At 60.7% G+C, this 21,144-nt stretch carries 13 protein-coding genes; 5 read left to right on the forward strand and 8 right to left on the reverse strand.

The annotated features are described in order from the left end of the window. Positions 1-150 precede the first annotated feature (150 nt). The 8 genes from AC07VI_RS13085 to tssF all read right to left on the reverse strand — a co-directional run bounded on the left by AC07VI_RS13085 (position 151) and on the right by tssF (position 10,817). Positions 151-1,644, reverse strand: a complete 1,494-nt coding sequence (locus AC07VI_RS13085) for an esterase/lipase family protein (protein ID WP_492994838.1) — start codon at positions 1,642-1,644, stop codon at positions 151-153. After that, positions 1,641-2,015 carry a DUF2345 domain-containing protein gene (locus AC07VI_RS13090; protein ID WP_086146607.1) on the reverse strand — a complete coding sequence of 125 codons (375 nt, stop codon included), beginning with the start codon at positions 2,013-2,015 and terminating at the stop codon, positions 1,641-1,643. Before AC07VI_RS13090 ends, AC07VI_RS13085 begins: the two co-directional genes overlap by 4 nt. A 70-nt stretch (positions 2,016-2,085) precedes the next feature. Beyond that, positions 2,086-3,201 (reverse strand): T6SS immunity protein Tli4 family protein, encoded by a 1,116-nt coding sequence (locus AC07VI_RS13095; protein WP_492994836.1) that lies wholly within the window; start codon positions 3,199-3,201, stop codon positions 2,086-2,088. Between the two features lie 2 nt (positions 3,202-3,203). Further along, positions 3,204-5,132 carry an esterase/lipase family protein gene (locus AC07VI_RS13100; protein ID WP_086146606.1) on the reverse strand — a complete coding sequence of 643 codons (1,929 nt, stop codon included), beginning with the start codon at positions 5,130-5,132 and terminating at the stop codon, positions 3,204-3,206. Next, positions 5,129-7,726 (reverse strand): type VI secretion system Vgr family protein, encoded by a 2,598-nt coding sequence (locus AC07VI_RS13105; protein WP_492994833.1) that lies wholly within the window; start codon positions 7,724-7,726, stop codon positions 5,129-5,131. Before AC07VI_RS13105 ends, AC07VI_RS13100 begins: the two co-directional genes overlap by 4 nt. Positions 7,727-7,738: 12 nt before the next feature. Further along, positions 7,739-7,993, reverse strand: coding sequence for a PAAR domain-containing protein (locus AC07VI_RS13110; RefSeq protein WP_086146604.1), 255 nt, complete (start codon positions 7,991-7,993; stop codon positions 7,739-7,741). Between the two features lie 29 nt (positions 7,994-8,022). Continuing rightward, a complete protein-coding gene (gene tssG, locus AC07VI_RS13115) occupies positions 8,023-9,012 on the reverse strand; it encodes a type VI secretion system baseplate subunit TssG (protein WP_492994831.1) in 990 nt (329 codons plus the stop codon). Further along, the gene (gene tssF, locus AC07VI_RS13120; RefSeq protein WP_492994829.1) at positions 9,012-10,817 is read right to left on the reverse strand and encodes a type VI secretion system baseplate subunit TssF; all 1,806 of its coding nucleotides are present in this window, start codon (positions 10,815-10,817) and stop codon (positions 9,012-9,014) included. The genes tssG and tssF overlap by 1 nt, the downstream gene beginning before the upstream one ends. 175 nt (positions 10,818-10,992) lie before the next feature. On the opposite strand from tssF, the gene tssK reads away from it, so the two are divergent. The 5 genes from tssK to AC07VI_RS13145 all read left to right on the forward strand — a co-directional run bounded on the left by tssK (position 10,993) and on the right by AC07VI_RS13145 (position 21,136). Next, complete coding sequence (tssK, locus tag AC07VI_RS13125; protein ID WP_099375950.1) at positions 10,993-12,342, forward strand: type VI secretion system baseplate subunit TssK; 1,350 nt, start codon at positions 10,993-10,995, stop codon at positions 12,340-12,342. 190 nt (positions 12,343-12,532) lie between these two features. Beyond that, positions 12,533-15,592: a sensor histidine kinase gene (locus AC07VI_RS13130; protein ID WP_099420560.1), complete on the forward strand. Its 3,060-nt coding sequence runs from the start codon at positions 12,533-12,535 to the stop codon at positions 15,590-15,592. Next, positions 15,589-17,754, forward strand: a complete 2,166-nt coding sequence (locus tag AC07VI_RS13135) for a sensor histidine kinase (protein ID WP_086144761.1) — start codon at positions 15,589-15,591, stop codon at positions 17,752-17,754. The genes AC07VI_RS13130 and AC07VI_RS13135 overlap by 4 nt, the downstream gene beginning before the upstream one ends. A gap of 174 nt (positions 17,755-17,928) precedes the next feature. After that, positions 17,929-20,139: a two-component system response regulator gene (locus tag AC07VI_RS13140; RefSeq protein ID WP_494808798.1), complete on the forward strand. Its 2,211-nt coding sequence runs from the start codon at positions 17,929-17,931 to the stop codon at positions 20,137-20,139. A gap of 130 nt (positions 20,140-20,269) precedes the next feature. Further along, on the forward strand, positions 20,270-21,136 hold the full coding sequence (locus AC07VI_RS13145) for an urease accessory protein UreD (RefSeq protein WP_086144763.1): 867 nt from the start codon (positions 20,270-20,272) through the stop codon (positions 21,134-21,136). The last annotated feature ends 8 nt before the right edge of the window (positions 21,137-21,144 follow it).

Raw genomic sequence — 21,144 nt, forward strand, 5'->3', positions numbered from 1 at the left:
AGAATTTATCTCCGGCCTGGACGAGGAGTTGTCCCTTTGCATCATCTTCAAGTAACTTCCATTTTTCAGGTAACGGCTCGAATTTATTCCACGGATCATTTGAGCCACTATGAAGACCTTCAATTAATTTAAATACGACATCGCCGTAACTTAAAAAATTTCGGGAAGCGCAATAGCTTGCATAAGTCTTTGGGTGGAATTTTTTTCTATGGACGATAGAAATTTTGAGGCGGATGTTATTCTCTCCATTGTTCTTTCTATACCCCCACCTTTTTCATAAGGAAGGTCTGCGGGGTTTACCCATTTTGGATTGATTAGCCTCCACCACGCATTGGCGGGTTGAAGGTAAATGCTTTCCAGTGCAGTGGCCTTATCGCGTGGCCAGCTCCATAAAACTTTATCCTGTGCATCTACAATTTTCAGCCAATTCTGGCCATATGCCGCACCTGGCAACATTTCCAGTGGCGCCGGTGCATTGGCCAGAATGGCGGTAGCATGTACACCATTGATTCCCAGAATTTTGGCCTCTATTTCGGCAATGGAACCTTCTCTTTCCTGAAAGCCAAAACGCATGCGTTTATACGCTCCTGCGGCGCCAATGGTCGGCATCACGTTGTGATAAATACCGAGGATTTTTACATCCTTATCGCCAAGCATGTTTCCATAGCAGGGGTGTATCAACGCCCTGGCCAGCAAACCACCCATGCTGTGCGTGACGAGAATGACTTCGTTACATTTGAATCCGCGTTGCTGGTAGCCTTTGACCAGGCCGCGTATCCTCTCTGCAATGGTGATAGCAGATTCACCATTGCTCTTTATAAAGTTGTAGCCCATCGCGTGCACTGGATACCAACAGGGCGAAATTTTCTTCAAGTCGTTGACATTAATGGCCTTGCCAGATGACGCACCGAAAGTTGTTGGGTCTTGCATTAGCATGGCACCAAGGCCACTTGTCCTGCGCCAGAACGGATGTACTTCTCCGTTGGAAATCATATTGTTTAGATGCTGTTCTGTGGTGCGCAACATGGTTCCGTATGCGCCGTCGAAAAGCACCTCACTCCACCCGCGCCAGCGTGCTATTTGAGCGGGACTTTGACGGGCGCGTGCTTGAGCTTGCAATGGTCCCGTTCCTGGAGATACTCCATAGGATCCAATCAAGGGTGGGATGGGGAAAAGACTATCGGGCACATTTTGATGCCGCGCATCCGCGGCTTTGGTTTCCGCACCATCTGGATCGAAGCGGCTATTGCTCTCGGTATAGTGGTAATACTCGACTTCGGTTTCTGTGGGATCGAACACCAATTGACGCTGCCGTGGCGACGCATCTTTGAACCAGCCCCCCAGGCCATTGCTTGTGAGGACAGCGGCCTTGCCTCCCGCACCCATCATATCGTCTGGCCGCCAAGCCCGATTGTCCGGACGGCGCAATTCTTCTTGGCGAACCCTGCTCATCCTTAGATTGCTACCCATCACGCCTGGCAGGAAAATGACAGGAATGACTTTGCCTGGCGGCACGGTGACATCGTGTCGCGCGGTATCTTTCGTTTCCGTCATCGAAACGGCGAGTTCCGCCCATCCTCCCACGCCCTGACTAAATTTTGCAGGATGATTGCCGCGCTTATTCAAGTCATCACATTTGCTCATGGCAGTTCTCCCTTATAGCGAATGATGTAGCTGGCGATGCTGGCAAACATGCTGTCGCCGCTGGCGAGTGAAATATGCTTGCCGGTGCTGAGCGCCACATGCTCGCTGGCGGCCAGGTGGATGGACTGGGCCGTGCTCAGTTCGATGCTTGCCGGGCTGGCCAGCAGCAAATGTGGTTCGGACAGCTCCGGGAAATCGCCTGCGGCGGAGCCTTGTTGTCCGGTGCTATCCTGAGCGCCAGCATCACTTGGCCTCGAGAGTGATATATGCGTCGTCGGAAAGAAATTTGGCCTCTGAAGGAAAACTGGTTTCAGCAGATGCGGCTCTTGTGCGGCAAAGTCGGAAGGTCGGGTGGTACACAAGGTGAGCATGAAGGCTTCCCGGACAAAAGTACGATGACTGCATTCGGCTAGTTATGCTGATGCCACGCTTACCTGGCCGTCACTGCGCCGGCTTGTCCGGATCGATGTAGTACGAGCCCGGCGGCGCGCCCGGCACCTTCACCCGGAACTTCAGGCCGGACAGCAGCTTGTCCCACAAGGCGATGGCCTCTTCGTCGGTCAGCGACGCGGCTTCGGCGGCGCCGACCATGTTGTGGGCGACTTTGGTGTACATATGCGCCTCCAGCACAGATGGATACGCGACATCGCGTGGTTTGCCGACCAGGGCCCATTCAAAATCGTGCACGCCATCTGTTCGTCGTATCAGCGATTCCTCTCCCTGCCAATGTTGCACTTGTCGTTTGCCTTCACGCAGCAAGGTACGACTGGGATAGTTCTTGCCTTGAATCTTCTTTGCGTCTTGTATGCGACTGAGTAGTGATAGTTCTCCACGCAACCTTGATTCAAATTCTTTCGGCGGGTAGTCGCCGTATGCGTCCTTATTTGAACTGATGGAGAAAGTTACATCTGGCAAGCTGGGTAAATAAATACCTACGTCGTCTATTTCTTGATATTTATATTGATTTTCAATCATGAATCCATGTTCTACGCAAAGGCCTGGCTCGACCGGAATTTCTTCCGTAGCACGCAAGCGCAGACTCTTTGCTTGAAGGAATTGTCTTTCCGTAGTTGCCATTTCGGTGTCGCCATCACCTATTGCATCGCCTATGGCAAATATAAAATCCCCTTTATTTATTAAAGTTCGGTAAATTGTAAAATTAGCTTCTTTGGCTGAGCTGCTATTGTAGTATCGAATTTGCCAGCTGTTTTCTATTGGGCCATTGCCATTGTAAATAATTTCAGGGGATAAGTTAAGGGATTTTATTCTTTTTAGATCAATTTCTGCCTGGTGTTTTAAATTTTCCGGGCCGCCTTTAAATAGATCTACTGCTGAATTGCCGATTATTAATTCTGCTTCGCTTGGTAGGATTATCAGGTATCTTCCAAAGCATATTTTTTTTGTGTTTTGGAATAGGGCATCTATTTTTCTTCCTTGGATTCTATTTTTGCTCATTTTTCTTGCCTCATGTATTTTGTGTGGTTCAATTTCATTTGCCTTTGCTTGTATTAAAAAAAATGAAATTAGGAGCATGAAGAATTTTTTATGATTAGGCATGTTCATTCCCATTTTGCTGTTTTTGCAATTTGCACAATTGAATAAAGCATAGATGCCAGGACATGTGGATGAGTATAGCTATTTTGATGTTCGTACCCGGTTCCAGATTTCTCTCCGTGGATAAATTTATTTCCAGGTATATGTCTTGCTGAACGATCCGACGGAACGGTTTCATCGCCAGCAGAATTTGCGTGTTGTAATTTCAGCTTCAAAATACGTGTTCCTGCTTGCACAGTGAGGTTGCCTTTTGCGTCGTCAGTCAGTAGCCTCCACTTGTTGGGTGGAGGAGTAATATTTTCCGGGTTAGATGAGTTTCTAATTTCTAAGCCTTCAATAACTTTGAAAGTAATTTCACCATAGCTTAGGAACTCCTTTGATGCACAATAGCTTGCGTATGTATTTGGATGAAAAATTTTATCTATTTCCTTCAACAGAATGGAAGCATCTTTCAATCGTTGCATGACATTGTCGATACCTCCTCCTTTGTTGAGCGGAATATTTGCAGGATTCACCCACGAGGGATTGATTAGCCTCCACCAAGCATTCGCAGGTTGCAGGTAAATACTTTCCAGCGCACTGTCCTTACCTCGTGGCCAACTCCAGAGTAATCTATCACTTGCGTCAACAACCTTGAGCCACTCTTGACCATATGCCATACCAGGCAACATCTCTAGAGGTGCTGGCGTGTTTGCGAGAATCGCCGTCGCGTGTTCGCCGTCAACGCCAATAACTTGGGCTGCGAGAGTATTTAATGGACCACTTTTTTCCTGAAAACCGAAACGCATGCGTTTGTATGCACTGGCGGCCCCCAGGGCAGGCATCACGTTATGGTATATTCCAAGTATTTTTACAGCCTTATCATTAAGCATATTTCCATATCTAGGATGTATTAAGGCTCTGGCGAGTAATCCTCCCATGCTGTGCGTGACGAGAATTACCTCGTTGCATTTGAAGCCGCACCCCTGATAGCCTATTACTATGCCGCGTATTCGTTCGGCAATAACAGCGGCAGAAATGCCATTGCTCTGTAGGAAGTTATATCCCAGCGCATGAACCGGATACCAACATGGAGCAATTTTTAGCATGTCGGAATTTTCAATTGCTGTTCCGGAAGGGCCGCCAAATTCTTTTGGATTTTTTATCAAAAGCTTGGCAACAGACGGATAGGCTTGTTGACCATATGAGTATCTGCCGGTGGATTGATCGGACGGGTCAATTTTCCAATGAGGCAAAATTTGTCCTTTTTTTGTTATGTTATTCATGAAGAATTCTGTTTTTTGAAGCATTTCGCCATAGGCGCCGGCGAATAGAACTTCGCTCCATCCACGCCACCGTGCAATATGTGCCGGAGTTTCACGCATCTCACGAGGGATGAATCTTCCCGACACTCCAGGTCTTTGAATCGCATCTATCTGTGCATTTTTTTTGGGACTAACAGAAATCAGTGGGGGAACTCCAAGAAAATCATCGGGAACGTTGTTGTGACGTACATCGGATCCTTTGGTGACGTCTCCACCCGGAAAGAAACGTTCATTTTCAATTGAGTATTGATAGTACTCAACTTCAGTTTCGTTCGGATCAAAAGCTAATTGTCGATCTCTGGGCGATGCACTCCTGAACCAACCACCCAAACCGCTACCGGTTGCAACTGCCAAATTTCCTGATTTGTCGACCATATCATCAGGCCTCCACGATCTGTTATCCGGTCGTTTCAGGTAATCTTGACGTTTTTTTGTCATTCTTAAGTTGCTACCCATAACTCCAGGTAGAAATATGATAGGAATTATTTTCTTGGGTGGAATGGTTACGTCATGTCGGATGGTATCGTTTATTTCTGTCATATTGACTGTGTACTCAGCCCATCCGCCAACACTCTGTCGAAATTCGCCTTGGTGATTGCCGTGTTCATTCAGATCCGTCTCGTCACTCATGAAAGTTCTCCCTTGTAGCGTATTGTGTAGCTATCCATGCCGTCACCTTTTTGTACTGGGGTGCATCCGTCACCGCTACTCTTTTCACTGATTCTGTGGCCATCTTCGCGTATTAACTCAAAAGCTATATCCGGGGCGGGTGTACCATCGACGTGCAATAAGCGGACGGCCTGGTCAAAACGAGCTACTGGCCGTTCATTGAATTCCTGCGACACGCTCTTCGGCGCCAGGGTTTCCAGGTTGCCGTTGAAGAGCACGGGGGAGGAGGTGAAGAACTGCACCTTGTCGCTGATTTCCAGCATGTGGTTGGCGCCGTGCAGGCGTACGCCTTTCTTGCCCTTGATGTTGACCCAGTCCGCTTCGCTGATCAGCGACAGCACTTTCCGGGCGAGGATTTCCACCTCGTCGTTCTGGGCCTCGATGGCTACCTTGCCGCTGGCCGCGATCAGTTTCATGCCGGCCTTGTGCACGAACAGGCTGAAGGTTTTGGCGATGCTGGCAAACATGCTGTCGCCGCTGGCGAGTGCAATATGCTTGCTGCCGGTGAGCGCCACATGCTCGCTGGCGGCCAGGTGGATGGACTGGGCCGTGCTCAGCTCGATGCCGGCCGGGCTGGCCAGCACCAGATGCGGTTCGGACAGTTCCGGGAAATCGCCGCCGCTGCCCTTGATGGCGGCGTTTTGCCGCTGGATGGCGTCGGCCACGGCGCCTTGCTGTGCGGTACTGTCCTGCGCGCCTGCGTCGACGGCCATGCCGGCCAGTCCCTCGTGCAGTTGGCGTGCCTGCGCCAGGCGGGACTGCGTTTCGTCGAGCTGCTTGATCGGAGCGGCGCCTGCCGGTGTTTCTGTGGTGATCAGCATGCCTTTGGCGGCGCGCAGGGCGCCCCAGGCGTTGCTGGCCAATTCAAAACCCGCGCCGCGCGCTTCCTTGCGGCCGGCGTTGTCGTCGATGCGCGTGATGTTGCCCAATGAAAGCCGGCTGTCCTGGTGCTCGCTGCGCAGCTGTGCCTGGATCGCGCCCTTGGTGTCGTCAAGCACGAGATGATTGGCGCTGCGGGTGCCCAGTTCGCGGCTGCGCACGCCGGACAGCGCGCGCTGCTGCGGCAATTGCCACGGCGGCGGATTGGCGCTGTTGTAGACCACGCCGATGACGATGGGGTGGTCGATATTGCCGTCCTGAAATTGCACGACCACTTCCTGGCCCACGCGCGGCAAGGCGATCTGTCCCATTTGCGCTCCCGCCATGGGCATCATGACCCTTATCCATGGCGAGCTGCGTTCATCGAATGTGCCCAGGCGGTCCCAGTGAAATTGCAGGCGGATGCGTCCCAGGGCGTCGGTATGAATCTCTTCCCCGGCCGGTCCGACCACCAGTGCCGTCTGCACGCCGGCAACGATGCAGGGCGTGCTGTTGTAGCCGCGCCCGGGGCGCCAGCGGATGTCCCGCCGCACGCAGGTCATGGTGTTGACGTAGTGCGAAGGCGCGCTGGGGCCTGCCTGATAGTTATTGCTGGCGCTATGCTCGACCGACAGGATCAGGTATTCGCGTTCGGCAATATTGTCCGGGCGCTCCTGGCCAGGCTGACAGCGCTTTTCCTCGGCGCTGAAATGGCCGTCGAGACGGAAACAAAGGCCGGGCTGCGCGCCACGGTGATTGCCTGCCGCCTCGAAATACTGGCGCAGATGGTCGCTTTCTTCCATGCGGCGTTGTGCCAGCGATTCCCCATCGTCGACATTCTTGTAGCCGTAGGCGCCCGTGTTTTCGTACAGCTCGTGGGCAAAGACGTCGCCCTGGCGATTCAGCGAGTAGCCGCTGGCAAGGCGTGGCTGCGGATTCTTATAGTCGAAACTGGCCAAGGTCAGCTGCCCGGAGCCGAGCCGGCGCACGGCTTGCCATTGTTGCAGGCCGTCGTCTTCCAGGGAACCCGACTCGGAGTGGAAACGCATGGCGCCGTCGCCGGATGCCGTGGCGAGCGTGTCGGCCAGGATGCTGTTGTCTGCGAGCCATAAGGTGTGGCCATCGGCACGGTGTTCGTACCAGTAATGCCAGCCGAGGGCTTCCCAGCGCCGGTGCAGGTGGTTGTAGTCGGTTTCATTGTGCTGGTTGGCGCAGGTGATCTGCGGATCGTCGCCATGGATGCTGGTTTTCCAGTCGCGCTGCCCGTAGTGCGCAAACGTGGTTTCGGTCAGCTGCATGACGCTTTGGCCATGAAAGGACACGTTGTCCTGGCGCAGCCGGGCAAAGGCCAGCCACGGTTGCAGCACCATCCGGTACCAGGCGAAGCCGCCGTCGGCGCGCAGCAGGCAAAATTCGCCCACATAGCCATTAAAATGGCGCAGCGTGCCGTCGCCGCGCACCATCGAGACGGTCACCATGCGGCCCATCATGGCCTTGAGCGCGATGTGCGCGTCGTCCGACAGCAGTTCGGCTTCGAAACGGAAATCGCGCGACACCTCTTCCCTGGCGGACAGCGAATTGACCAGCAGGATGGCGCCATCCGGTCCATCGTCATGGGGGAAGTCGATTTGCAGCAGGCGCCGCTCTTGCGCGGCGAGGTCGAAGACCGATAGCGCCGCCGGTATGCTTGCATGCATGGCCTGCCTCCGTTATAACGATGTGATCAGGTGGGCGCCGCAGGCGGTGGAGTCGCCGTCATAGGCGTACGGCTTGCCCATGTGCTTTGCGCCGGCGCCGTCCGGCGTGATGGGAAAGCTGCCCTTGCATTTGGGGCAGAAAGTCATGTCGTCGGCCAGCGCCGCCGGCTTCCCCATCACGGTGCTGCCCGACGATGCGCTGGTGACCTTGCCGCCGTGATCGGTTGCGTCTCCGAGCCGGATGACGCCGCGTCCCGCATGTTTCATGCTTGCCTCACTTTCCAGGGATAAACTGCTCAAGCCGGTTGCAGCAAATAACGGACCTGCGCGCCGCGTACCTTGCCTTGTGGCGTAGTCAGGAAGGTCGTCCAGCCCAGGCGCCGCCTGTCTGAAGGGCTGGCGCTCAGGAGCAGGGGGCGGATGCATGGCGGGCTCAGTATCAGCCGCACTTCATATTGCAAGTCTGGTACGCCAAACAGCACCAGCATCTTTGCCAGTGCCGCCGCGCCCGCGCTGCGCGGCAGGAAGCGTTGCAGACCGGCGGGATCCAGCGGGCCGATATGCAGGCAGACGCGCATGTCGTGGCGCCAAAGCCGCAAGCCCAGGGTTGCGCCGCGCGCCAGGGTGAAGTTGGCACTGCCCAGCAGGCTGCGCCGGTTTTTTTCCAGATAGTCCCAGCCACCGACAAATTGTTGCAGGGAGACTGGTACGCCGCAGTACTCGGCCAGCACGGGGGCAATCGCCTGAGCCGAAACGGGGCGGCAGCGCAGCAGGCCCGCGTACCAGGCCGCGACGTCCTGCGTCACGGCGCCAGCTTCGCCGTTCGATGGCAGCGCATCGGACCGTACGCCAGCCAGTGCTGTCAGCAACGGTAGTTGCACATCTTTTGCATGGGTCTCGCGTGCCGACTCGAGGCGATATTTTTCCCATGCCTGGCAATACAGCGAGACCATGCGGTGTGAAAAGATGTCGAGGAAGGCCGAGACGCCGGCGTCCTTGCTCGACAAAAGGTAGGCGGCGATGCGCTCCGAGTGGTGCAAGGGCAAGGTGCCGCCAGCGCCCAGAAAACGCATGAACGCCGGTACCAGGCTCACCTGTTCGCTTTCATCAAGCGCAAGCCGTTCGATTTCGCTGGCTGGAAAAGTCAAGGACAGGCTGTTCTTGAAGCGCAACACCTGGCTGAACGCTTGTGTATGGTTCACGTTCTGGCTGCGTAGCCAGCACAGCAGAATACGCACCGCCTGCACGAACTGATAGCGGTATGGCTCGGCGAGCAAGTGCAGCATTACACCAGATTCTGCAGTCCGCTTCTTGGTTTGCATCGGATCAGCTCCTCTCCGCTTTGCAGTGACAGCACCACCAGTTCGATGAAGCTGTTGATTTGCACATACAGGCCAAGGAAGTGGTCGATCACCTGCACAAACAGATGCATGCCGCTGCCGATAAAGGCTTCTTCGTCCAGCGTGATGCGCACTTCCACGCCATGCGCCAGCGAGGTGCCGCGCTTGTGCCGCAGCCATGTCGTGGTGGGCGAGTGCGCCAGCGCGACGATGCCGTTGATCTGGCGCTGCGAGGTGGCCGATTGGGACAAGTCGTAGAGCGTCAGCATTTCGCGCAGCGCCGGCAGGCCTTCCTGGACCAGCGCATGATGATTCAGCGCCAGGTGTGAAATCAGGCGCCAGTGCAGGCCCGCGCCTGGGGAAAAACGTCGCGGCTGGCTGGGGCGGCGCAGCATGAGTAGTGCGGGTCCGCCTGCGCATGGCTGCAGGTCTCCCTGCGGCTGGCCGTATCTGAGTGACAGCGGGAGATCGCGGTTACTGCATGTCAGCGACAGCGACAAGCTGGCCTTTTCATGGATCAGGGGGTGGAAGTCGCCGTCGATCAGCGTGATTTTCTTTTCGTGACCAGGACTGCTGATGGCCAAAGCCGTATCGTGGCGCATGACCCAGTAATGGCCTTGTTGCGCCGCACCCTCGCCATGGCGCAGGCTGTACAGGGGGCGAAATTCGGTCAGCGTGCTCTCGCCGCCGCGTTGACGCAGCAAACGCACCGCATCGACGGAGACGACTTCGTACCCATACGCATGGGTAGCATGGGCCAGCACGGAGTAATCGGTTTTCTGCCGGGTGACGGCGATCGGCACGCCTTCCTGGCGGAAGAGATTGACCGCCGGACTGCAGCCCAGCCTCAAGTTGTCGCTGGATATGCTGGACAACATGCGCGCCGCAGCGGAATCGGGGCGCAAGCCGGCCATGCACAGATGCAGGGTAAAGCGCTGGCAGCCAGGCGGCAAGGCGGCACCCAGTGCCGCGATATCGATGTCAAAGAAATTGAATTTTTCCGGATAGGCAAAATACTCGCTCAGGATGCGGTAGGCCGGCTGCGAACGGGCTGCAAAAGGTATCAAGGCATCCGTGTCGGCGAAGCCGACTGGCGTCAAGGGCACGGCGGGCAAGGCCATCCACTGCGTCGTGTCGATGGACACAAAAGCGCAGATGGCATGCATGAACAAGGCATCGCGCAATGCGGCGGAAAAAGAAGCTTCGCCATCGATGAAAACGCGCAGGGACGCGGGCGCCGCATCGAGATGCCGAATGCCGATGTTCAGCGAGGAGCTGGCCGATGCCGGCAGGCGCACGCCCGGCGGCGGCTTGACCATCGCATCGAAAACGGCGCTGTCCAGTACCGATGCTCCGGTCGTTATGTCGTAGACCGTCTTGAAGCGGCAGCGCACGCCGCGCACGGGCGCTGTATCCATTTCACTGCCGGCCGGCAGGTGCGATACGCCAGCTTGCGCCGCCGGTGCGCACTGACGGACGATGGCGCACGATGGAAAGGGACGCAGATAATGCGGAAACAGGGCTTCGAACAGGGCTTCGGTAAATTGCGGATAGTCATCATCGAGCCGTTTCGAGATGCGTGCCGCCAGCATGGCCACCGATTCGATCAAATGTTCCACGTGCGGATCTTCGCAAGACTCGCCGGACATGTGCAATTTGCCGGCGATTCTCGGATAGCGCTCGGAGAATTCACGGCAATGTCGCCGCAGCATCACCAGCTCGCGTTCGAAATATGGCAGCAAGTCCTCCATCTCTCTTTCCCTGTGTCTTTGCAGCGGAATGGCCAGTATCCGAGCGTTTGCTCCAAGGTAAATTGCGTTTGCGCAAATAATTGAACAGGGTTGCTGCGCAACATCAAGAACGTTCAAACTGACAACATCAGACTGGCAAGGCAGCAAGATTCCAACGCTCAATATGGAGAACGCTATGACTTTGCCATCCAAGTTACTTTGGTCCGAAGGTCTGGCCATCGGCCCCCAGCAATTTCAGCAACTGGACCGCTATCATGAAGCCCGCCTGCAACGTCTGGCCTCATTGATGAATCCCCATCTATGGGGCGTGCATGGCGTCAGCTGGAATGCCGATGCACTGGCCCACAATAGCCTGCGGGCGGACGCCATGTCGCTCGTTTTTCAGGATGGGGAAATATTTGACGCTCCGCTTGGCGATATATTGCCCAGCGCAGTGGACTTGTCCAAGCTGCCGTCCAGCGAACACAGTTTCACCTTCTATGCCGCGCTGCCCGCGCTGCAGGTCCATGGCGGCAATGTGAGCGCGGCAGGGGCGCGCTATGTCCAGGCGGATATCGAAACGCCGGATCTGTACAGCGAGGCAGTCAGCATAGACGTGGCTTACCTGAAAAAACGCGTGTATCTGCTGTCCCAGCTGGACCCTCTGAATGATTACCTTGCCATCCCGGTGATCCGTTTGTACCGCGCTGGCAACGGCGGTTTTGAAATCGATGCCTCCTTCATGCCGCCTGGCCTGACCGTCAGTGCCGATTCCTCGCTGCAGCAAAGGCTCGATTCGCTGATCGACCGCATGGGCGCGAAAATTGAGGCGCTGTACGGCCGCCACCGTCAGCCCGGTAAAAACACGGTTGAATTTCATGGCGGGGATATTGCGTCTTTCTGGATGCTCCATACGTTGAGCACGGCCGGCGCGACGCTCAGTCATTGCGCCAGTTACCGGCGCCACCATCCCGTGTATTTGTTTGAAAAGTTGATGGCGCTGGCTGGCGGCTTGATGACCTTTTCTAAAAAATACACCTTGAGCGATCTGCCCGCATATCGCCACGAAGACCCCGCTCCTGGTTTCGGCAAGCTTGAGGGCATCATCCGTGATTTGATCGATACGGTGCTGCTGTCACGCTACTTCCAGATAGGCTTGTCCAATGATGAACAAAAAAATACCCACTATTATGGTTTGCTTGAGGCAACGCGTATCGACCGCCAAACCGAACTCTGCCTCGCGGTGAATGCGGACATGCCAGCGCTGGAACTGGTCGCCACGGTACCGTTGCAATTCAAGATTTCATCACCCGATAATATAGAACTGCTGCTGGCCCGGGCATTGCCCGGTGCCGAACTGCGTCACATGGCGCAGGTTCCTGCTGAAGTACCGGTGCGGCCCAATACTTATTATTTTTCTATCGATAACCGGGGAAGCATGTACGACACCATGATCAAGGCGCAAGCGATTGCGATTTACGTGCCTTCCGGCATTAAGGGTTTGAAACTGGAGCTATTCGGCATCAGTGGCTCCGTGGACACCTGAACGCGCACATGGCACCGGCATGGCTGGCCACGGGCAGTCAAGCCGTGCTGCATTGGAAAATGATTGCTCCAAAGCATGGACTTGTCCCTCCTGTTGACGTTATCATGTTTTTGTAAATGTCGGTGGCTGAGTATTCAGTCCATGGGTAAAACATGGTGACAGGCGAGGACGAGCATGGGCATGGCGAGTGATGCGTGAGGTGCCGGGCGGCTGGCAGGGCAGGGCAGCGGTGCGCTGCTGCTGCGCATTGCTGCTGGCGTTCGGCGTTGCCGCCGCTCCTGCCGCCGTGCCGGCTGCCGCGCCGCTGCACGGCCAGCGCGTGCTGTTTCTCAACGCCTACGATTACGGCCGCGCCGGCGTGGAATCGTACACGCGCACCTACGTGGCCGCCATGACAGCCGCCGGCCTGGCCAGCGAGGATGTCATGGTCGAGCACCTGAACCTGAACACCCAGGGCGACCCCGCGCAGCGGGGCGAGATGCGTGATTTGTTGCTTTTAAGATACACCAAGATAATGGGCCGCAAGGCCGACCTGATCGTCGCCATGCAGCAGCCGGCGCTCGATTATCTGCTGTCGGACCTGGCGCCGCTGGCGCGCGGCGTGCCCGTGCTGGCGATCAATACCTCGGGCCAGGCCTTGCCGCCCGGCAGTCCGCCCGCCATCTGGCAGCAAAAGGCGAATGTCGATTTTCCCGGCACCCTGGCGCAGGCGATGGCGCTGTTTCCCGATACTAAGACCATCGTCATGGCCGTGGGGGCAAGCGAGGCCGACCAGGCCCTCAAGCGCAGCATGCAGCAGGCGGCCCAGGCGTGGCAGGGTAAAGTTACCATGGAGTATCTTGACGGCCTGACGCTGGCGCAGATGCGCGCGGCCGTCGCGCACCTGCCGGCCGACAGCGTGCTGGTGGCGGGCAATGTCAACCGCGACGCGGCCGGCGCCATCGCCACGCCCGTGCAGTTTGCCGGGGAACTGGCGCGGCTGGCGAACGTGCCCGCCTTCGGCATGTACAACACGAACGTGGGCAAGGGCATCCTGGGCGGCTCCCTCCTGCACATCGAGCGGGCTGCGCAGCAGGTGGCGCAGATGTCGCTGGAGTTGCTGGCTGGCAAGGCGCCCGCCGCGCCCGGGGCCTTGCTGCCGCCCGCGCGTCCCGTGCCCATGTATGACTGGCAGCAGGTGCGGCGCTGGGATGCCGACATCGGCCGGCTGCCGCCGCACACCCTGTTCGTCAACCGTCCGCCCGAATTGTGGCATGAGCACCGCGTGGCCGTGCTGTCGGCGGGCGCCGTGTTTCTCGCCATGGCGGGCTTGCTCAGCGCCTTGCTGCTGCAACGCCGCCGCCTGCGCCGCGCCGAGAGCGAGGCGCGCGAAAGCGAGCAGCGCTTCCGCATCCTCGTCGAGCATGCGCCCGAAGCCATCGTCGTGTATGACCTGGACCTGGACCGCTTTGTCGACGCCAACAGCAGTGCGCAGAGCATGCTGGGCCTGTCGCGCGAAGCGCTGCTGGCGCGCGGGCCGTTCGACCTGTACAGCGGCGAGCAGCCCGACGGCCTGCCGCTGGGACTGATGATGGAAGAGCATTTGCGCCGCGCCATGCTGGGCGAACCCATCCTCGTCGAGCGCAATGTGCGGCGCGCCGACGGCAGCACCTTTCCCTGCGAAGTACGGCTGGTCAGGCTGCCCATGGAAGGGCGGCGCCTGGTGCGCAGCGGCATCGTCGACATTTCCGAGCGCAAGCACAGCGAACAGGAGCTGCTCGGCTACCGCGACCACCTGGAAGAACTGGTGCAGCAGCGCACGGCGGCCCTGTCCGTCGCCGTCACCGAGGCGGAATCGGCGAACCGGGCGAAAAGCGTGTTCCTGGCCAACATGAGCCATGAATTGCGCACGCCCTTGAATTCCGTGATCGGCTTTTCGCAGATGATGGCCGATTCGAGCAGCATGTTCGAGGAAGAAAAGCATAACCTGGCCATCATCAACCGCGCCGGCCACCATCTGCTGACCTTGATCAACGACATCCTGGAACTGTCGAAGATCGAGGCGGGCCGCATGCAGCTGCAGACGGGGCCCGTGGATTTGCGCGGCCTGCTCGACGAGGTGGTCGAGATGGTGCGCATGCGCTCGGGCGACAGGGGCATCGCCTTGCGGCTCGAGTGCTCGGGCGTGCCGCCGCTGGTGCGCCTCGACGGCGCCAAGCTGCGCCAGGTGCTGCTCAATTTGCTGTCGAACGCGCTCAAGTTCATCGAGCAGGGCAGCGTGACCCTGTCGCTGGCGTGCCAGGCGCAAGACGATGGGCAGGTGGCGCTGGCGTTCGCCGTGCGCGACACGGGCAGCGGCATCGCGGAAGAGGACCTGGAGCGCATTTTCGAGCCTTTCGTGCAGGCCGACAGCGCCGTGGCGCAGGCCGGCACGGGACTGGGCCTGACCATTTCGCGCGAGTTCGTGCGCCTGATGGACGGCGAACTGCGCGTCGAATCGGCGCTGGGCGCCGGCTCCGTGTTCCGCTTCGACCTGCGCGCGCCGTGCGTGCTGCGCCCCGCCGCCGCGCCGCAGGCGCCGGGCCGGGTGGCGCGCCTGCCGCCCGGCCAGCGCGGCCGCGCGGTGCTGCTGGTCGACGATGACGAGAATTGCCGCAAGCTGCTCTCCGGCCTGCTGGCGCCGCTGGGTTTCCTGCTGCAGGAGGCGGCGGGCGGCGCACAGGCGCAAGCCATGCTGGCGGCGCAGCGCTACGACATGGTGCTCAGCGACTGGCGCATGCCGGACATGGACGGCCTGGCGCTGACGCGCTGGCTGCGCGCGCAGGATGGCCTGGCGCAGCCGCGCCTGGTGATCATGACCGCTTCCGCCTTCGAGGAAGAAAAGCAGGAGGCGCTGGCGGCCGGCGCCGACGGCTTCCTGCGCAAGCCGATCGAGCAGGAACACCTGTTCGCCATGCTGGAGCAGCAGCTGGGCTTGCGCTTCCAGCGCGCCGCCGCCAGCGAACAGGCGCCGGACGGCGCGCCGCCCGACGCCTTTGATCTGGATCAGGCGCTGGACCATCTTGATGCGGCCGAACGGCAGGCGCTGCTCGAATCGGTGCGCGCGCTGGACCTGCGGCGCAGCGCCATCGTGCTGGCCGGCGTGGCCACCCGCTGGCCGCAGCTGGCCGCGCATCTGTGCGCCATGCTGGAGCAGCACCAGTACCAGCAGCTGTGCGCGGCGCTGGCGCGGCCCGTGGCGTCGACGTTCGCGCAAGGCGCCGACGCATGATGCAGCCGTCGTTCAAGCATGCGCGCCTGGGCGGCGTGTCCATCGTGCTGGCCGTCAGCGTGGCGCTGACCTTTGTCGTCACCGCGCTGCTGCTGGTGTTCGCCGTGCTGTTTTACGAGTCCGAACGCGAACAGCGCTGGCAGCAGCTGCACAGCAGCCTGTCGGTCAGCGCCGACCAGCTGGCCGTGGCCATCGAACTGCCGCTGTGGAACCTCGATGAAAAGCAGATGCTGGCCATCATGCGCAGCACCCTGGGCAAGCGCGACCTGGTGGCCAGCGCGCTCACGCCCGGCATCGGCAAGGAGACGCTGGCCCTGCGCCGCAACGGCGACGGCGCGTTCGAGAGCGTCTCCGCGCTGCCCGACGATCCCGGCCTGCTGGTGGCGCGGCGCTCGGTGACGATGGGCGGGCAAGTCATCGGCGCCGTCACCGTGTATGCCACGCCGGCCCTGCTGCATGCGCAGCTGCGCCAGCGCGCGCTGGCCATCGGCGCCATGATCGTGGCGCTCGACGTGATCCTGGTGGCCAGCATCTGGCTGCTGATGTGGTGCCTGATGATCAAGCCCCTGCGCGCCATCGGCCAGTATGCGGCCGGCGTCAGGGCGGGGCAGAGCGAAGCGTTCGGCACCCCGCCGAAAGCCTGGTTCCTGGGCGAGCTGCGGACCCTGTACCGCAGCATCCGCGACATGGTGGCGCTGCTCGACAGCCGCTACCGCGCCCTGCAGCGCAGCGAGGAGCGCGTGCAGATGGCCACGGGCGCGGCCAGCATCGGCATCTGGGACTGGAACGTCGTCAGCGATGACTTGCAGTGGGATGAGCAGATGTATACGCAGTTCAAGGCCGATGCGGGCGGCGCCACGGCGCCGGCAGCGATCTGGCGCGCGGCGCTGGTGCCGCACGACGTGCCGGCGGCAAAGCTGGCCCTGCGCGCGGCGCTGCACGCAGGCCATGCGTTCACGCACGAGTACCGCATCCTGTGGCCCGATGGCGCCATCCGCTACATCAAGGCCGACGCCGTGATCTTCCGCGACGGCCAGGGCATGCCCATGCGCCTGGTGGGCTCGAACTACGACATCACGGCGCACCGCGAGGCGGAACTGGAGCTGCTGCGCCACCGCCACCACCTGGAAGAGCTGGTGGCCGAACGCACGGGCGCGCTGTCGGTGGCCGTCAGCCAGGCGCAGGCGGCGAACCGCGCCAAGAGCACCTTCCTGGCGAACATGAGCCATGAACTGCGCACGCCCTTGAATTCCGTGATCGGCTTTTCGCGCCTGATGGCCGCCTCGCCCAACATGCAGGCCGATGAAAAGCGCAATCTCGACATCATCCACCGCTCCGGCAATCATTTATTGAGATTGATCAACGAAATCCTCGAGCTGTCCAAGGGCGAGGCGGGACGCCTGCAGGCGCAGGCGGAGGTGGTGGCGCTGGCGCCGCTGCTGCAGGAAGTGATGGACATGCTGGGCATGCGCGCCGAGCAGCAGGGCATGGCGCTGCGCCTCGATTGCGTCGCCGTGCCGCCGGCCGTGCTGCTCGACGCCACGCGGCTGCGCCAGGTGCTGCTCAACCTGATGTCGAACGCCGTCAAGTTCGCCGGCGGCGGCGAGGTCGTCTTGCGCGTGCGCGGCGAGCGGCGCGAGGGCGAGCAATGGATGTTGTCGTTCGCCGTCAGCGACACGGGCATCGGCATCGCCGCGGCGGACCAGCAGCGCATCTTCGAGCCCTTCGTGCAGGCCGACAGCGCGGGACCGAAGGACGGCACGGGCCTGGGCCTGGCCATCTCGCGCGAATTCGTGCAGCTGATGAAAGGCGAGCTGACGCTGGAGTCCAAGCCGGGGCGGGGCGCCACGTTCAGTTTCAGCATCCCCGCGCAGGCGGCCGAGGCGCCCGTGCAGGCGTCCGTGCCGCCGCCGGCGGCGCCTGCGCACGAGGCCCCGCCGGCACTGCGGGCGCAGGACTTGCTGCTGCTGGCCGGGGAAGAGCGCGCCGCCTTACTGGTGGCGCTGCGCGAATTGAACCTGGCCAGGGTGGCATCGCTGCTGGCGGCCCTGCCGGCGGCGGCGGCACCGTTGCTGGCGCCGCTGCAAGCCATGCTGGACCAGCATCAGTACCGCCAGCTGTGCGACTTGCTGGCGAATGAGGGCGCGCTGGCGCTCGCGTAAAAGTGTGGGCTGACAACATCGGTTTCGCTGAAAAGACGGACTAAGTGGCGCCGATGGATGGTGCTAAATTGCAATAAAGATTATGATGATAGTACGTAGTTCACCGCAAAAAAATGTCTTGTCCAGCGTGGCGCCAGAGCGCCGCGCCTCATCCAAAGCTGAGAGAACTGCTACATGCACCGCGATTTTTCGGAAGTGAATTCGAAGGGCGAAGTACTGATCGTTGAAGATACGCCGGCGTCGCTGAAGCTGTTGAGCGATTTGCTGGGCGGCGCCGGCTACGCGGTGCGCCAGGCGCCGAACGGCGAACTGGCCCTGTGGACGGCCCAGGCGCGCCCGCCGGAGCTGATCCTGCTCGACGTGCGCATGCCCGGCCTCGACGGCTTTGAAGTGTGCCGGCGCCTGAAGGAAATGCCGGCCCTGCGCCAGGTGCCCGTGATCTTCCTGTCGGCGCAGTACGACACGGACGACAAGGTGCGCGGCTTTGCGCTGGGCGCCGTCGATTTCATCGCCAAGCCCTTCCAGGCCGAGGAAATCCTCGCCCGCACCGATGCGCATGTGCGCCTGGCGCGGGCGCAGCTGCAGCTGGCGCAGGAGCGCGCCAACCTGGAGCGCCGCGTGGCCGAGCGCACGGCCGAACTGGAACAAGTGGCCAGCACGCTGGCGCGCGAAGTGCAGATCCGCCGCGCCAACGAGGAATTGCTGCGCCTGTCGGGCCAGGTCTTCGAAGCCACGCAGGACGCCATCCTGATCACCGACCCGGCCGGCATCATCGTCACCTCGAATCCTGCGTTTACCCGCATCACCGGCTACGCCGCGCGCGAGGTGCTGGGCACCGACATCATGCGCCTGCATGCCGAATACACGGGCGAAGCGGTGCTGCAGGCCATGCGCCAGGGCCTGCACAGCAGCGGCTGCTGGTCGGGCGAGGTGCAGACCCGGCGCAAGAGCGGCGACACCTATCCCTGCCTGCTCAGCGTCTCCACCGTGCATGGCCCGGACGGCGCCGTCATCAACTACGTGGGCGTTTTCCTCGACATCAGCGAGCGCAAGGCCGAGCAGCACCTGATCGATTTCCTCTCCTACCACGACGCGCTGACAGGCTTGCCCAACCGCGTGCTGATGCGCGAGCGCTTCGAGCAGGCGCGCGTGAGCGCCGTGCGCGACCGCCAGCAGGTGGTGCTGATGTGCCTGGACCTGGACCGCTTCAAGAACATCAATGACTCGCACGGCCAGGCCGTGGGCGACAAGGCGCTGCAGGTGGTGGCGCGCTTCCTGACGGGCTGCGTGCGCGAAGGCGACACGGTGGCGCGCCAGGGCGGCGACGAATTCCAGATCCTGCTGCTCGACGATCCCCTGCTGGGGCGCACCTTGGCGCTGGCGCAAACCATCCTGGCCGGCCTGCGCGAAGAGCTCAGCGTCGACGGCGAGCGCCTGGCGCTGACCACCAGCATCGGCATCGCCCTGTGCCCGGCCGACGGCAACAGCCTCGACGACGTGCTGCGCCATGCCGACACGGCCCTGGTGCGCGCCAAGGAAATGGGGCGCGACCACTATGCGTTTTTCACGGAGCGCATGGGCAGCGATATCCGCGCCCGCCTGGCCATGCAGCAGCAGCTGCGCGGCGCCATCGGCCGCGACGAATTCGAAGTGCATTACCAGCCGCAGATGTGCTTGCGCACGGGCGCCATGCTGGGCGCGGAAGCGTTATTGCGCTGGAACAACCCTGTGCTGGGCAAGGTGCCGCCCGGCCTGTTCATCGCGCTGGCCGAGGAATACGGTTCCATCACGGCCATCGGCGAGTGGGTGCTGGAAAGCGTCTGCGCGCAGATCCGCGTGTGGCACGACGCGGGCCTGGGCAGCATCAAGGTGGCCGTCAACCTGTCGGGCAAACAGTTTGCGCAGGACCGCACGGTGCCTTTCGTCGAGGCGGCGCTGCGCAAGTACGGCATCGCGCCGGCCTGCCTGGGCATCGAAATTACGGAAAGCACGGTGATGGGCGACCCGGACAAGGCCGTGGCGGCCCTGACGCGCCTGAAGGATATCGGCGTGGGCATTTCGCTCGACGACTTCGGCACCGGCTATTCCAGCCTCGGTTACCTGAAGCGCTTCCCCATCGACGTGCTGAAGATCGACAAATCCTTCGTCGACGACGTCACCACCAGCAGCAGCGACGCGGTCATCGCCCGCTCCGTCATCTCGCTGGCGCACAATCTCGACATGCGCGTCATCGCCGAAGGCGTGGAAACGCGCGAGCAGGTCGATTTCCTGACGGAACACGGCTGCGATGAAATGCAGGGCTATTATTTCAGCCGCCCCCTCGCGGCCGCCCCATTCACGGACTTGCTGCGCGAGCGGCGCACGCTGGCCGTGGCCCAGGCCTAAGCGCCGCGGTGCGGCCGATGCACCATGGCGGTGCGTGCGCCGCAGCGCGGTGCAGGATTCTCACTTTTCCTTCCCCTGATGCTGGCACATATCCTGCTTAGGTAATCGCTTATTTACGCGATTGCCCCGCATGCCAGACAGTACCCACCCAGCCACGCCCTCACAGGCCAGCGCGCACGGCGCCTGGCAGGCGCGGCTGCGCCTGGGCTTCGCGCTGCACGATGGCGTCAGCCGCCTCGTCGAACGCGCGCACAGCGGCCCCCTGCGCGTGCAAAAGCCCCTGTATCCGGAAGGCGGCGCCGTCTGCCACGCCATCATCATCCACCCGCCAGGCGGCGTGGTGGGCGGCGACCAGCTGGCCGTCGACGCCACGGCGGGCGAGGGCGCGCACGCCTTGCTCACGTCGCCGGGCGCCGCCAAGTGGTACCGCGCGAACGGCCATGTCTCGGGCCAGCACGTCGTGCTGCGCGCCGGCAGCGGCGCCGCCATCGAGTGGCTGCCGCAGGAAAGCATCTTCTTCGACCAGGCCTGCGTGCGCCTGCGCCTCGAGGTGGAACTGGCGCAAGACGCCGGCTACATCGGCTGCGACATCGTTTGCCTGGGCCGCAGCGCCGCGGGCGAAATTTTCAGTACCGGCAGCATCAGCCAGCAGGTGCGGATCCGCCGCGGCGGCAGGCTGCTGTGGTGGGAGCAGGGCGTGCTGGCCGCCGGCGGCGCCCTGATGGCCAGCCCCCTGGGCCTTGCCGGCCACACGGTGTGCGCCACCCTGATCGGCGTCGGTGCGTCCGTTTCCCCCGCCGTGCTGGCCGCCTTGCGCGAGATCAAGGTGCCTGCCGGCGCCGCGTTTGGCGCCACGCACATGAAATCGCTGGTGGTGGTGCGCCTGCTGTGCGGCGACAGCGAGGCGGCGCGCCGCGTCATGCTGGCCGCCTGGCAGCTGCTGCGCCCCGCCATGCTGGGACGCGCCGCCGTCGTGCCCCGCATCTGGAACACTTGAACAGGAAA

It is taken from the genome of Janthinobacterium sp. GW821-FHT03A03, assembly GCF_059421435.1.

What these genes read in the sequence shown, in the direction of transcription:
- tssF (WP_492994829.1), bottom strand. Translation starts at nt 10,817, where the DNA reads ATGGAGGACTTGCTGCCATATTTCGAACGCGAGCTGGTGATGCTGCGG.
- AC07VI_RS13095 (WP_492994836.1), bottom strand. Translation starts at nt 3,201, where the DNA reads ATGCCTAATCATAAAAAATTCTTCATGCTCCTAATTTCATTTTTTTTA.
- AC07VI_RS13105 (WP_492994833.1), bottom strand. Translation starts at nt 7,726, where the DNA reads ATGCATGCAAGCATACCGGCGGCGCTATCGGTCTTCGACCTCGCCGCG.
- AC07VI_RS13085 (WP_492994838.1), bottom strand. Translation starts at nt 1,644, where the DNA reads ATGAGCAAATGTGATGACTTGAATAAGCGCGGCAATCATCCTGCAAAA.
- tssK (WP_099375950.1), top strand. Translation starts at nt 10,993, where the DNA reads ATGACTTTGCCATCCAAGTTACTTTGGTCCGAAGGTCTGGCCATCGGC.
- AC07VI_RS13130 (WP_099420560.1), top strand. Translation starts at nt 12,533, where the DNA reads ATGCGTGAGGTGCCGGGCGGCTGGCAGGGCAGGGCAGCGGTGCGCTGC.
- AC07VI_RS13100 (WP_086146606.1), bottom strand. Translation starts at nt 5,132, where the DNA reads ATGAGTGACGAGACGGATCTGAATGAACACGGCAATCACCAAGGCGAA.
- tssG (WP_492994831.1), bottom strand. Translation starts at nt 9,012, where the DNA reads ATGCTGCACTTGCTCGCCGAGCCATACCGCTATCAGTTCGTGCAGGCG.
- AC07VI_RS13110 (WP_086146604.1), bottom strand. Translation starts at nt 7,993, where the DNA reads ATGAAACATGCGGGACGCGGCGTCATCCGGCTCGGAGACGCAACCGAT.
- AC07VI_RS13145 (WP_086144763.1), top strand. Translation starts at nt 20,270, where the DNA reads ATGCCAGACAGTACCCACCCAGCCACGCCCTCACAGGCCAGCGCGCAC.
- AC07VI_RS13135 (WP_086144761.1), top strand. Translation starts at nt 15,589, where the DNA reads ATGATGCAGCCGTCGTTCAAGCATGCGCGCCTGGGCGGCGTGTCCATC.
- AC07VI_RS13090 (WP_086146607.1), bottom strand. Translation starts at nt 2,015, where the DNA reads ATGCTCACCTTGTGTACCACCCGACCTTCCGACTTTGCCGCACAAGAG.
- AC07VI_RS13140 (WP_494808798.1), top strand. Translation starts at nt 17,929, where the DNA reads ATGCACCGCGATTTTTCGGAAGTGAATTCGAAGGGCGAAGTACTGATC.